The 13,837-nt window shown below is 60.0% G+C and carries 6 protein-coding genes; 4 read left to right on the top strand and 2 right to left on the bottom strand.

The genetic code is table 11. The annotated features are described in order from the left end of the window. Nucleotides 1-117: 117 nt before the first annotated feature. Together PA598K_RS16215 and PA598K_RS16210 are read left to right on the top strand one after the other, a co-directional pair. Complete coding sequence (locus PA598K_RS16215; protein ID WP_128657973.1) at nucleotides 118-4,974, top strand: stalk domain-containing protein; 4,857 nt, start codon at nucleotides 118-120, stop codon at nucleotides 4,972-4,974. After that, nucleotides 4,971-7,556 (top strand): beta-mannosidase, encoded by a 2,586-nt coding sequence (locus tag PA598K_RS16210; RefSeq protein ID WP_128657972.1) that lies wholly within the window; start codon nucleotides 4,971-4,973, stop codon nucleotides 7,554-7,556. The genes PA598K_RS16215 and PA598K_RS16210 overlap by 4 nt, the downstream gene beginning before the upstream one ends. A 169-nt stretch (nucleotides 7,557-7,725) precedes the next feature. Here PA598K_RS16210 and PA598K_RS16205 read toward each other — a convergent pair whose 3' ends face one another. Both PA598K_RS16205 and PA598K_RS16200 read right to left on the bottom strand, forming a co-directional pair. Then, the gene (locus PA598K_RS16205) at nucleotides 7,726-8,754 is read right to left on the bottom strand and encodes an SGNH/GDSL hydrolase family protein (protein ID WP_185602024.1); all 1,029 of its coding nucleotides are present in this window, start codon (nucleotides 8,752-8,754) and stop codon (nucleotides 7,726-7,728) included. A gap of 45 nt (nucleotides 8,755-8,799) precedes the next feature. Then, nucleotides 8,800-9,681, bottom strand: coding sequence for a helix-turn-helix transcriptional regulator (locus tag PA598K_RS16200; RefSeq protein ID WP_128657970.1), 882 nt, complete (start codon nucleotides 9,679-9,681; stop codon nucleotides 8,800-8,802). Nucleotides 9,682-9,846: 165 nt separating this feature from the next. Between PA598K_RS16200 and PA598K_RS16195 the strand changes: the two genes are divergently transcribed. Beyond that, nucleotides 9,847-11,292: an L-fucose/L-arabinose isomerase family protein gene (locus PA598K_RS16195; protein ID WP_128657969.1), complete on the top strand. Its 1,446-nt coding sequence runs from the start codon at nucleotides 9,847-9,849 to the stop codon at nucleotides 11,290-11,292. Nucleotides 11,293-11,335: 43 nt separating this feature from the next. Next, the gene (locus tag PA598K_RS16190; RefSeq protein WP_128657968.1) at nucleotides 11,336-13,819 is read left to right on the top strand and encodes a hypothetical protein; all 2,484 of its coding nucleotides are present in this window, start codon (nucleotides 11,336-11,338) and stop codon (nucleotides 13,817-13,819) included. Nucleotides 13,820-13,837: the final 18 nt, after the last annotated feature.

The following is a 13,837-nucleotide window of genomic DNA, read 5'->3' as shown; positions in this document are numbered from 1 at the left end:
GCGGTTGAAATCCGGGGACAAAGGCGAACGCTTCGCTTCTACAGATTCGATCTCGTGCCTCTTCTGCCTTTTGAGGGCTGTCTGAGATTTGTAATTTAATGAAAAGGGGAATCCATAATGACGATTAAGGGAAAAAGCTTATGGGCGTCATTAAGCTTAGCGATGATTGTATGCGCTTTCTTATTAGTGATCCGGCCCCATGCCGCAGTGGCCGACAGTCCGCCTGAGGGAGCGGCTTATCTGGTAGACGAGAACTTCACGTTTCTGTCGAACCTGGTGCCCGGCGAGAGTCAGCCTTCCGGCTGGGACATCCGCGCCGCGGGCGGCTCGCTTGCGGGTACATACGCCACTACGCTCAAGGTGAGCGATACGAGCGCGACGCTGCCTGTATCGATGAGCCGCAAGTTCCCTGCGCATAGCGAGGGGAGGCTGACGATGGAGTACCGCTTCAAGCCGCTGACGATCATCGACGGCATCAAGTGGCAGCTGCTCGACGGCGATACGCCCGGCATCAGCGTGGCGACCAGCGGCAGCAACCTCGTGATCGAGACGCCGAGTGGCGCTCAGACGCTCCAGGCCTATACGGCCAACACAGAATACGGCATCAAGGTAGTCATCGATATGGCTTCCTCGCAGGCGGATGTATATGTGAACGGCGTCAAGAAGGCGACGGCCGCCAGCTTCGCCAATCCCGTCGACGCCCTGGACCGGTTCCAATTGACGACGGGAGTGGCTTCGAAGGGGGACTTTTTTTTCACGCCGCTCAAAATCTACAAGGGCTATGCCGTCAATGAGCGGCTACTGTCGGTCGTAAATGGCTTCCTGCCCCAGGATTGGACGGCGAGCGCGGCGGGCGGCTCGATCGTCGCAGCACAGATGAGCGGCAGCAACGGGCAGCCGTATATCATCGCGACGCGGCCGGACGTTTACAGCATCCGGATGGACGCTGCGTCCGCCACTGGCGCGATGGAGCTGACTAAAGGCTTCGACCCGCTGACGGACGATCTGACGGCGGAGTACAAGTTTCTGATCCCGGTCAAGACGAATGGTCTGGCAGCCGAGCTTCGCAGCGGCTCCAGTACGGTGCTGAAGCTCGTCACCTCGGGCGGCATGCTGTCCTACCTCGATACGGGCGGTCAACCTGTCGAGCTGTACGACTACAAGGCCAATCTGTGGTATAGCATGAGGATCAAGTTGCATTGGACGGCCTCCGGCCCCATGGCCGACGTCTATATCAACGGCAAGCTTCAGGCCGAGGACATCGCGCTCGCGGCTGACATCTCCGACGTCAACAGCATTCGATTCACCACTTCCGCAGCCGACAAAGGGACGATCTGGCTCGACGATATCGTCGTCTACGAGGATACGCCGCTGGCGGAGGATTATGTGCCGGCGCCGGTCAAGGTCAGTACGGGAGACCAACTGGTCGGCGTACAGAGCTGTCCGATGTGGCGCGAGGGGGCGCATCTGGGATGGGATCTGATCAATCCGTTCCCCGACCGGACGCCATACCTTGGCTTCTATGACGAGGGCAACCCGGAGACGGCGGACTGGGAGATCAAGTGGATGGTCGAGCACGGCATCGGCTTCCAGATGTCCTGCTGGTTCCGCCCGATCGGCGGCGAGCATGCGCCGGTCAAGGACTCCTATCTGTCGGCGGCGTTGAATGACGGCTACTTCAACGCGCAGTACAGCGATCAGCTGGATTTTGCGATCATGTGGGAAAATCTCAACTCTAAGGCTGCGGACAGCGCCGACTTCCGGACGAACCTGGTGCCATATTGGATCGAATACTATTTCAAGGATCCGCGGTATTTGAAAATCGACAATAAGCCGGTGTTCACGATCTATCACTACAACGAATTCGTCAAGCTGTCAGGCTCGGTAGCCGGGGCCAAGGCCGACACTGACTACTTGCGGAACGCAGTAATTGCGGCCGGCTTCGACGATTTGATCCTGTTGAACGTGTACAATGGCACGAATGCGCAGGATTTGGTCAATCGCCGGATGGCTGGCTTTGACGCCGTGTATGCCTATTCATGGGGCTCCTTTGGCGGACATCCCGAATTCCAGAAGCTGAAGCTGACGATCGAGAGCGGCTTCGAGGAGCTGGATGTAATCGCCGGATTAAGCATGGGACGCGACGATACGGCATGGGGGCTGGCCGCAGGCTACTACGCGACCCCCGGCGAATTCCAATCGCTGGCGCAATGGACGAAGGATACGTATATCCCCTCCTTGTCCGCAGGCAATCTGGGCAAAAAGCTGGTCATGCTGGACAACTGGAACGAATTCGGCGAAGGTCATTTCCTGATGCCTGCCGGTCTGGCTGGCTTCGGCTATGTCGATGCGATCCGCAACGTATTCGCTGCAGGAGCCGGTACGCATACGGATGTCGCACCGACACAGAGTCAGAAGAACCGGATCGGCGTGTTGTACCCTGCAGACCGAGTCGTGCCGAATCGCACATTGACGCCGCCCGCCATCTCCAGCAGCTCCGTCGTCTCCTGGGAGTTCAACACCGACGGCGATAGCGAGGGCTGGAGCGTGCTGAAGCAGGTCGTGTCGGCCGGCGTGGCGAACGGGAGCTTCACGGGAACCTCCGACAATACAGACCCTGGCATCATCTCCGGTGATCATCTCGGCATTCGGGCCGAGGATGTTCCTTACTTGAAGATTCGGATGAAAAACGAAGCCAACGATATCGACGGGCGCGTATTCTTTACAACGGAGCTCGACGGGGACTGGAACGAGACGAAGGCGATGGGCTTCTACGTGAAGCCGCAGGACGACGGATATACAGACTACTACGTCGACATGTGGAGGAACAAAAGCTGGACCGGCAATATCCGGCAAATCCGCATCGATCCAATCTCGGCAACGGGCACGTTCAGCATCGATTATATACGGGGCGTCGCAGACGACTCTGCCGACATCAAGCTGTATGTGGATGGCAAGCGCAGAAGCTTCAGTCAAGCGCCGCTCGTACAGGATGATGTAGCGATGATTCCGATCAAGGATATATGGCTGCAGATGGGCGTCAAGTCCGAATGGGATGCAGACGGACAGAAGATGATCGGCGTGGCGGCCAAGGACAGCAGCGTACACGAGCTGACGGTCGGAAGCCTGACTGCGCTGAAGGACGGGCAGCCGCTCACACTGGAGCATGCGCCTGTACTGCTCCCGAACGGCACGGTACTCGCGCCGCTTACGTATCTCGAGCAAGCCTTCGGCTCTACGGTCAGCTGGGATGAGACGACGGGCATCATCCGCATCTACCCGGGCGGCGTCATCTGGGACTTCGAGTTCGCGGACGGCTGGACGACGGGCGGACAGATCGCGGACAGCGCCGTGCTGGGCGGTACGTTCAGCGGCGTCTCCCTGGGCGTCTCCGGCACGACGGAGCCGGAGCTCATCTCGCCCGACCAGCTGGATCTGGATGCCGCATCGATCAAGCGCGTGCGGGTCAAGCTCCGCAATGAAACGGCGGGCGACGAAGCCCGAATCTACTATACGGTCAATGGCGATACGACGTGGAATGAGCTGAAGATGATCTCCTCCTCTATCCTGCCGAATGAACCGTTGTATCGGGAGTATGTCTTCGATACGACAATGGAGACGGCCTGGTCGGGCGTGATCAGGCAGATCAAGCTTGTTCCGACGCGGGCTTCCGGCGCGTTCAGCCTCGATTCCTTGCGGCTGGATACCGAGACGTCATTGCCGATCCTGGGCGACAATATCGTGACCGATCCCGGCATCGAGGGCAGCACGATGAGCGCGCTCACGCAGAATACCGCGATGGGATTGGACATCTCGCAGTATCATAGCGGCCGTCAGTCGTTAAAGGTGATGAAAAATGGCCGCTACAGCAGCGCAATGTTCAAGCTGGATGGCGTGCAGGAGGGCCAGGAATATCGGTATTCGATCTGGGCCAAGCTGCAAAACGCGCCGACGATCAGCGAGCCGCTGCGACTGTGCTTGCAGTACAAGGTGGACAATCAGGTGAAGCAGATGATCATCTTTACCAGCCCGGGATTAAGCGACCAGTACTGGACGCAACTGCAGGGCCATTACACGATCGCGGAGACAAGCGCGATCTCTAACGTCTATCTGTTCGTGTACACTGAGGTCGACAGCGCCAACAATTACTATGTGGACGATGTCGAGGCCAGGCCAGTGACGTATTCGACGAATCCTGCATGGGTCCATGTGGAGGGGCTGAGTCTCGATCCTGCCGCAACCTTGTACTACGGGCAGACGATGACGCTGGAGCCGACGTTCCTGCCGACAAGCGGCATCGGCAACCGGGACTTAATCTGGAGCTCGGATGATCCCGAGGTGGCGGTCGTCGATCGCAACGGCGCAGTGTACGGCAACAGCGTCGGTACGGCGCAGATTACGGCAACCTCTGTGGATGGCGGATTCACGGCGACCACGACCGTAACCGTGAAGCTTAGCCCCGGCCTTGCGGACAATGCGGTGCTCGGGAGCAATCTGATCGTCGATGGCGGGATGGAGGGCAGCGCATTGCCGACAGCGTATTATGGCTCCAGCGCGAATGTGTCCCTAGTCTCGTCCGAGCATCGCAACGGCGCGCAGGCGCTGCATGTGGTCAAGACAAACAATAACCGATACGGCTCGATTTTTATGCCTGTGACGGTGGAGAAAAACAAACGTTATTATTACTCGGCCTGGGGCAAGCTGGGCGCTGCGCCTGCCTCTCCCGGACTGCTGCGGATCTGCCTGCAATATAAGCTGGATGGCGTCGTGCAGCAAAAAATCCTGTTTACGAGCCCGCAGCTCGGTTATGCCGGGTGGGTGCAAGCGTCGGGCTTTTACGAGATCGAGGACGCCGGGGTCGTAACGGATACGCGTCTGTTCCTCTACACGGAGCAACAGGGCGCAGTACAGGATTTCTATGTGGACGACGTCGAGGTTCGCGAGGTCGACTACGCCGAGGCGGCAGAAGAATGAAACGTACGACGATGCTGACGGGTACTTGGCAATTGACAGGCGAGAGAGGAGACGTTGGCGAAGGGCCGGCTGGAGGAACCATTGCCATCGAAGCGCAAGTGCCCGGACACGTCCATCAGGACTTGCTCGGAGCCGGCCTGATCCGCGATCCCGGCTATCGCAAGCAGGCGGACGAATGCGGCTGGGTCGAGCATTGGCAGTGGACGTATCGTCGCGAGTTCCATATCGACCGCCATGGAGGCGGTCGACCGGTCCTGGAATTTGACGGCTTGGACACGTACGCAGACATCTATCTGAACGGGACGCTGCTGGCTCGGACCGACAATATGTTTATCGGCTATCGGTTCGACGTAACGGAGCTGCTGCAGGTAGGCTCCAATGAGCTGGCCGTTCGGTTCCGCACCGTGGCCGACGGGATAGCAGGCAAGCCATATGTCGGCCGCAGCGCAGCGTTTACGAGCGAACGACTGTATGTGCGGCGCATGCAATGCACCTTTGGCTGGGATTGGGTCGGGCGTCTGGTCAGCTATGGCATCTGGCGTCCGGTGCGGCTCGTCTTCGAGGACCTCGCGGTCATCGAGGATCTCCACGTCTATACGAAGTCGATCGATGGCCGTGGGGCCTCGATCGGCATTACCGTAGAGACGAGCAATCGCAACGAATTGGTGCAGCCACTGCGCTTGGAGGTGAAGCTGCTGGACCCGTCCGGGCGTGAAGTATGGGCGTGCTCCCGCCAGCTCCATCGCGATCGGCTGGAGCTGACTGCGGACCTGGCGGAGCCGGAGCTGTGGTGGCCGACCGGCTATGGCGAGCAGCCGCTGTACCGGACCATAGCCAGGCTAGTCGATGAGAGGGGCAGGGTCGTCGATGTCCGGGAATGCGCCTTTGGCATCCGCACGGTTCGCATCGAGCAGCTGCCGGACCGGCCGGGCAGCGAGGAGGCGCGAACGACCGAGCGGCTGCGGGCTGCCGGAGCGGAGTGGGATCGCAACGGGGAGCGGCCGGGCAGCAGCTTCGCGCTGCTTGTGAACAGCGTTGCGATCTATTGCAAGGGGGCCAACTGGGTGCCGTGCGATCCCTTTCCGTCGAGGGTTCCTGCGGCGCATTATGAACATCTGCTGCGTCTTGCCCGCGATGCCGGGATGACGATGCTGCGTTGCTGGGGAGGGGGGATCTACGAGCCGGAGCCGTTCTGGGAGGCGTGCGACCGATTGGGGATGCTCGTCAGTCAGGATTTCATGATGGCTTGCGGCACGTATCCCGAGGAGGATGCGCAGTGGATGGCCTCGCTCGCAGTCGAGACTGAAGGCATCATTCGCGCGCTGCGCAATCATCCGAGTCTTGTCTGGTGGAACGGCGATAATGAAAATGGCATGTTCGGCAATGAAGAGGACCCGGCCTATATCGGTCGTGCGATTGCGGAGCGGGTGACCGGGCGGTTGTGCGCGGAGCTGGACCCGCTCCGACCCTTCCTGCCTACCAGCCCTTACGGGGGCGCGACCAACAATTCGCTGACGATCGGAACCGCCCATTATACGGGCGTGTTGCTAGAGATGATCGACGTATTCCGCAAGACGGATCTGCGGGATTATCAGGCTTACTTCGCAGGCTTGCTCAGTCGGTTTTGCCCGGAGTTTCCGATGTTCGGCGCCCCCGAGCTGCACACGCTGCGCCGCTTCATGAGCGAAGAGGATCTCGCCGATCCCGCGTTCGATATGCTGGAATACCACACGAAGAATCATCCGGGACTCGTTGATTTTTCGCTTTTCCGCGCACTCCGCACCTTGGCAGACAAGCTGACGCCGCCGTCCGCTTCCATTGCGGAGCAGATACGCAAGATGTCGTATGTTCAGCATGAGCTGACCCGGCTGGTCGTCGAGGCGTACAGACGCCAGCGTCCCTACACGGGCGGGATTCTGTTCTGGATGTTCAACGATTGCTGGCCGGCGAGCGGCTGGAGTCTCGTCGATTATTACGGCTATCCGAAGGGCGGCTATTACGGCTTCAAGCAGGCGGCCAGGCCAGTCATCGCATCGGTGGAGCGGAGCGAGGCGGACGGGCGCTATGCTTTCTGGGTATGCAGCGATCTGCCGCATGAGGTTCGCGGTACGGCAAAGCTGCGTATTGTGAAGCTGGACGATGCGGCGGGTGCCGCTGCGGGGTGGGAGCGCGAGATCGCCTTTGCGCTAGGAGCGGGCACCTCGGCAGCTATCCTGACGGAGCCCTTGGATGCGCTAGATGCACTGTTGCTGGACGATCGCCGAATCGCGATCATGGACATTGCGGGCCCGTTCGGGGCAGAGCGCTGCATCTACTTTGCAGGCATTCCTGCGGATATGAGGCTGCGCCCCTCGGGGGCGCGGATCGAAGCTCGCGTCGGCGACGCCGAGCGGGGAGAGGTGACGGTCGTGGCGGACCGCTATGCCAAGTCGGTCCTGCTGCACGGCGCCTATCTATTCTCGGACAATTACTTCGACCTGCTGCCTGGCGAGCGCCGCACGATCCGCTATGACAAGTCTGGCGCAATGGAATCGCTCACCGGCGGGGGGGAGCAGGCTATCGAGCTGTTCAGCTGGAACTGAAACGTGGGTTAGCGACTCGCGAGCAAGCAGTGACCAAGTGTAATCATCATGTTGTGGTTGAACGTAATCATCAAGATCAAGAGGCATGTCCGCATCGGGGCATGCCTCTTGTCAATTGATGGTTAGGCGTTAGGAGTCCGCATCTGGAGTCAGCCATTTGGTGTGACATTCAGCCGAGGAGGGATGCCTCCAGCGCCTCGTAATACACCTCGTGGCCGTAGTCGTTGGGGTGGTTGACATGATTGAGCAGCAGGCTCGCATGCGACAGGCCCGTGGCAAGCGCCTGCTCCCACAGAGTCTGGACATCGGCCAGCACAGCCTCGCCGTCGTCTGCGATCCGGCGCAGGGCGGCTGCGTAGTCTCTTACGTTCGAGCTGGCGAACCGCCAGCGCGGGTTGGGCAGACATGGCGTCAGCAGCACGATATCCGCGCCGGTAGCGCTGCGGATCGAGGCGATCATCTCGCGAATGTTGCGTTCATACTGCGCTACGGGCACTGCGTTGCCGGTATCGGGATCGACATTCTGATCGTTCATGCCGTATCCGATGAGGACGAGATCCGGCTTGGTATCAATCACCTCGGCGATCCGCTGCAGTCCCATCGTCGAGGTCTCGCCGCCGATCGCCCGCATCTCGGAGCGGATCGCTGCGTCAGGATAGCGAAGCTGCAACTCGCTGACGATGCGGCCGAAAAACGAGCGCTCCGGCCCGCTCGCCTCCGCGCCTGTGCTGATGCTGTCGCCGTAGATCGTGCAGACCGCCTGCCGGTCTTGGCTCAGCCGTGCGTGTAGTCGCGGCAGCCGCTCGGCCAGCAGACTGCGCTCGTCTCGAGCCTCGCTCTGCGCAGGAGAGGACGTCGGCGCTTCGTAAGTAATCGCGCAGGTGTAATGGGCGTTGGAGTAATACGGGAGCTCGGTATGGTCGAAGCGCTCCAGACCGTATGCAGGGTGCTCGCGCCAATCGGGGATGCGGCTGTCCTCGGTGCGGGCGATGGTGCCGGCAGCGTAATCGACGATATAATCGACGCCCTCCTGGTAAGCCGCGCTGCCGTAGCCTGCGTCTGCCGGCGCTTGGTACGCCTGTACGACGAGGTTGGCGGGATGTGCCGAGCCTAGCGGCTGTGGCTCTTGGCCTTCGAGGACGAGATTGATGTGTCGCAGCGCAGAGGCGCTCTTGCTGATGTTCGCTTCATCGCTCATGATACGATTCTCCATTCTGTTTTTAGTTATCTCAGCGCAGCTTGCTCAGTTTCCGTTTCGTCGCGCGGCCGCCAGGTAATGCTTTGGACTGATGCCGAGTCTTTTTTTGAAGCATTTGGAGAAGGAGTTGACATCCTGGAACCCCGACTCGAGCGCCGCTTCGGTGACGGAGCAGCCGGAGTGCTGCATCAAATTGAGCGCACGGGAGATCCGACACTGGATCAGATACTGATGCAGCGGCGTGCCGGTATATCGCACGAGCAGCCGATTGATGTATACCGGATGGAAGTTAAACTGCTCGCCGATCTGTCGGTTGGTCAGCGGCTCATCATAGTGGTCCCGGATGTATTGCAGGATCTGATCGACCTTATGCATCAGCATGTCCTGGTCCGTGTACGTCGATGTGGCATGTCTGGCCAGATCGCCCAGCAGCATGAGGAACAGACCTCGTATTCGGTGCCTGTAAAACTTTTTGCGGAGCGTGTACTCCTTTTCCATATCGAGCAAGGTAGTCTCCATCGACTGCATGTTATCCAGCACGAGCGTATCGTTTAAGACGGGGAAGTCTGTAAAATCTATCGTTTCCGTAATATTCCCGGCGTTAAACAAAGCGATATGATCGGGCGGGATCGGATAATGGATCGCACTGCCCGCCTGGGTAAAGTCAAAGTTGATCCCGAAAATGTCCAGCTTCTCGCCGCTATCCGCCTCTAATGCATAGACCGTCCCCGGCTTCCAGTAGAACAGCCTGCCCTTCGCGGCATCGTACTCCACCTCATCGATGATGACCTTCCCCTGACCGCCATAGATGTACATGATTCGATAATCGTACGCTGCGCGCGGCGGCAACGGATCGCTTCCTTGTACCTCGAACAGATGAGGCAGTCGGATACATGGATCGATAGCATCGAAGGACAGCGAGCGCATCGTATCACTCCTTTCCAACAGGTTTATTTTATACGGTTATGCGTTTATTTTTCATCTATATCGTATCCGATTACATCGCCTATAATCAAGACAATAATTCGCGCTTCCTGCAGGAAGCTGATTTATTCCGACGAGTTTATTTAAGATGGATATGGAGGAGAAGTCATGTTGCAGAGGTTAAAGTCACGCGGGGCGAGAGTGGGCTTTTTTGCGGTCGGTCACGCCACCTATTGGGATCAATTTGCAGGTCTGCTGGATGAGCTGATGGGGTATCACGGCGAGCTGCGGGAGAAGCTGGAGCAGCACGGCGTTACGGTCAAGGATTATGGCATGATCGATACGAGCATGAAGGGCTACGAGGCGCTCGAGCGTATGAAGGGGGATCGTCTGGACGTGGTATTCTGCAATATGATCACGTACGCAACGTCCTCCACCTTCGCGCCGATCATCCGCGGGATCGATATCCCAGTGGTGCTGATCGGACTGCAGCCGCTGGCGGCGATGGACTATACGAAGGCCAGCACCTACATGCAGCTCGTCAACGACAATGTGTGCGCGGTGCCGGAATTCACCAACACAGCGGTGCGGATTGGCAAGAAGGTCGATGACGTCATCCTGGGCACCCTACACAACGACGAGGAGGCCGAGCAGGAGATCAGGATGTGGTGCGAAATCGCCAAGGTGCTGCATGATCTGAAGGGGGCGCGTCTCGGACTGATGGGTCATGTACTGGAGGCGATGTACGATATGCACGCCGATCCGACAGCGATCGCAGCGGCGTTTGGCGTCCATGTGCCGTTGCTCGAGATCGATGATGTTGTGCGACTGTACGATACGGTGACCGAGGCGGAGATTGCGGCCAAGCAGCAGGTCATCCTGGATGCATTCGACACGCCGGAGCCGAAGAGCGATCCGGTGACGACGAAGCTGACCGAGGCTGATCTGCGGCAGGCCGCTCACACGGCGGTTGCCCTGGATAAGCTGATTGAAGCCTACCATTTGACAGGACTCGCCTATTATTACGAAGGGCTGGAGGATTCGCTGCAGCGACGTCTTGCCGCTTCGTTCATCGTCGGCAACTCGATGCTCAATGCGCAGGGCGTCCCGATGTGCAGCGAATACGATATCAAGACGCTGCTGGCGATGCTCATCATGGATCGGCTGGACATCGGCGGCAGCTTCGCCGAGTTTCACCCATTCGACTTCAAGGAGAACTTCATCCTCGTCGGCCATGACGGCCCACATCATATCGCGATCGCGGACGACAAGCCGGTGTTGCGCAGCCTGACCAAATACCACGGCAAGCCGGGCAGCGGCGCATCGGTCGAATTCAAGATCAAGGAAGGCCCGATCACGATGCTCGGCATCACGCAGACGGCAAGCGGCTTCAAGTTCGTCATCGGCGAGGGGGAGTCCAGGAAGGGTCCGATCCCGCCCACCGGCAACACCAATACGCGCGGCTTCTTCGAGCCGGATGCCAAATCCTTCGTCAAGGCGTGGGTGATGGAGGGGCCGACGCATCACTTCGCGCTTGGGGTCGGCCATCATGCAAAGACGCTGCAAAAGATCGGCCAGGTGCTCGGCATCGAGAGCGTTATTGTGAAAGGGTAGCTGAAAGGATAGCCAGCAAATCTATGCACGGGGAGAGAATGTCATGAAAGCGCTGAAGAGCATCACGCTGGAAATGAGCCTGAAGCCGTTCAAACAGATGGATGCCGTCTACGTGGAGGAGATATGCCGTAAAATGTTCGCCCAATGGCAGCCGCTGGCCCGGCAGGCAGATACGGTATCGGTGCTCCTCTGGACCTCCGACGGCTCGGAGATCCTGGACTACGACGGCCACATGGAGACGGAGCTGGAATGGGCGAAATATATCGGCGGCGCCACTGCACTGGAGCGTTGGGATCGCATCAACGACCCTGACGGCATCGGTCTGCATACGCGGAGCTACCTGTACACGGAGCAGCCTCCGCTGCTAACCTACGGCCTGCTCTCGCGGATCATCAGCACGCTCAAGCGCGTCGGCGCAGAGCTGTTGATCAAGCCGATCCGGGTCGGCGCGACCTTCGACCCCGGCCCTGAGTTCGCCAAGTCGAGCTTCAAGTACGAGCGCCACCCCGAGATCTGCATGGGAGACACGATGGGGCCGCGCAGCTTCGTCTGCAGCTATGCGACGCTTCGCGGGGACGAGCGGGCCTACGCGAGCTTTCCATACGGGATACCTGACGGGACGCCGTTTGGCACGTTTTTTGGCCGGCAATGCCAGGCGTTCCTGACCGATCTGGGATTCGACTACCTGTGGCTGTCGAACGGCTTTGGCTTCGGTACGGAGACGTGGGGCGTAACGGGGGCCATCTTCGACGGCGAGCGCTTCCATGAGGAGAGGGTAGCGGATACGCAGCAGCAGATCTTGACGTTCTGGCGGCTCTTCCGCCAGGAGTGCCCCGGCTTCCCGATCGAGACGCGGGGCACGAACCTGACGGCAGGCATTGATCTGTCGACGGACGGCGTGCCGCTGCAGGCGATCTATGAGGGCGGCTTCGATATTCTGCCGCCGCCGAATTCGCCGTGGGCGGCGCTGAACGGCGACTTCGGCCTGGAGCTGGCCGGCTATATGTCGCGGATCGCCGAGCTGCCGGGCGGCGATGACTTCCTGTACCGCTTCTATATCCACGATCCGTGGTGGATGAACAGCCCCTGGCTGGATCGTTACGAAGGTCAGCCGCATGATATCTATCTGCCGCTGGCGATCTGTCGCATCAATGGGCAGGGCGAGGTGAAGGGGCCGAGCCATCTCAATCTGCTGACGGTGGACAATTGTCTCGGCGAGCTGCCGGAGCAGGTGCCGAGCGAGGTCATCCCCCATCTCATGCAGGCTTACGCCTGCGAGCCGGATGCTCCGGCTCCGGTCGTATGGGTGTACCCGTTCCGCGAATATCATGAGGGCGCGATGGCCGAACAGCCGGATGTAGCGCGTCCGTTCTTCGAGGATTGGCTCATCCGAGGCGCGATCAACCACGGCTTGCCGATCAGCACGGTCGTCTCCTCGGACAACTTCGCGGCGACGGCGCAGCGGACACCTGGACTGTATCGCGGCTCGGTCATCGTCACGCCGCTGCCGACAGCAGGCAGCTTATGGGAACGGGATCTGCTGGGCTGGATCGAGGCAGGCGGTCAGGCGATCTTGTACGGCTCGGCGCGTCATGCGGGAGCGCGAATGCTGGAGGCGCTCAATCTGGCTGTCGCCGAGCCGATCGACGGCGAGCTGGCCTGGGAGCTTCGTCTGCCTGACGATGCGCTGCAGCGCGGCGTGTGGCCGCAGCGCATCCGCCATCGCGCCGCGTTCTCGGACGGTGGCATCGATGCCGTGCTGAGGGACGCTGCGGATGTCGGCACGACGGTGGCGGCGTATGCCGGAGCAGGAGAGGCGCAGCGCGTGGCCGCGCTGATCCGCAGGCAGCCCGCATGGCAGGGCGGCGCCGTCGCATGGCTGCGCGGCGCCAATGGCAATCGCTCCGAGCCTGGTGAGCACCTGTTGATTCCGGATGATCCTGCCGTATATTACCCGGTGGAGAGGTTGCTGCGATTGCTGCTGGCCGAGCTGGGACCCGGGTATCGCTTTGCCAAGGCGGACCCGCGCGCCGTCGGGATGGCGATAACGACCCATCGCAGCGCAGGCGCATTCTATTTCTCCGGTTATGTGCCCGATACGACGGTCGATCTGCTGCTGCGCTATCCGATGGGAGCGCCACTGCTGATCGGTTGGGAGACGCGGCTGGAGGCAGGATATGCGCGCTATCGCCTGCCACGCGCTTGGCAGGCCGAATGTCGTGTCTTCGTGCAGCAGGAGGGGAGCGCTCTTATTAGCTGTCAGGAATACCCCGCTGTCAGCATCGTGATGCAGCGGCGAATTCGTGTGAGGGGCCTTCAAAGCGCCACGCTGACCATCTTTCCGCAAGCCGGGTTCGAGCATACGACGCAGGTGCTGCTTAACTCGAAGCATCCGTATGTCATTGGCGAAGCGGCGGACTCCCGGTTGACAGACACCCCTTGGGGATTAGCTATTATCGTCGAGGATGTTACGGGGGAGGTGCTTGTCTCCACGCCGTTCGCCGAGCCGATTATGCAGCCCGAGTAAGCGTGAAGACAGGGGGGG

The organism is Paenibacillus sp. 598K (assembly GCF_003851045.1).
GTDB lineage: Bacteria > Bacillota > Bacilli > Paenibacillales > Paenibacillaceae > Paenibacillus_D.
The sequence above is the reverse complement of the archived record's forward strand: the minus strand, read 5'-3'. Positions and strand labels throughout refer to the sequence as shown.

What these genes read in the sequence shown, in the direction of transcription:
- PA598K_RS16215 (WP_128657973.1), top strand. Translation starts at nt 118, where the DNA reads ATGACGATTAAGGGAAAAAGCTTATGGGCGTCATTAAGCTTAGCGATG.
- PA598K_RS16210 (WP_128657972.1), top strand. Translation starts at nt 4,971, where the DNA reads ATGAAACGTACGACGATGCTGACGGGTACTTGGCAATTGACAGGCGAG.
- PA598K_RS16205 (WP_185602024.1), bottom strand. Translation starts at nt 8,754, where the DNA reads ATGAGCGATGAAGCGAACATCAGCAAGAGCGCCTCTGCGCTGCGACAC.
- PA598K_RS16200 (WP_128657970.1), bottom strand. Translation starts at nt 9,681, where the DNA reads ATGCGCTCGCTGTCCTTCGATGCTATCGATCCATGTATCCGACTGCCT.
- PA598K_RS16195 (WP_128657969.1), top strand. Translation starts at nt 9,847, where the DNA reads ATGTTGCAGAGGTTAAAGTCACGCGGGGCGAGAGTGGGCTTTTTTGCG.
- PA598K_RS16190 (WP_128657968.1), top strand. Translation starts at nt 11,336, where the DNA reads ATGAAAGCGCTGAAGAGCATCACGCTGGAAATGAGCCTGAAGCCGTTC.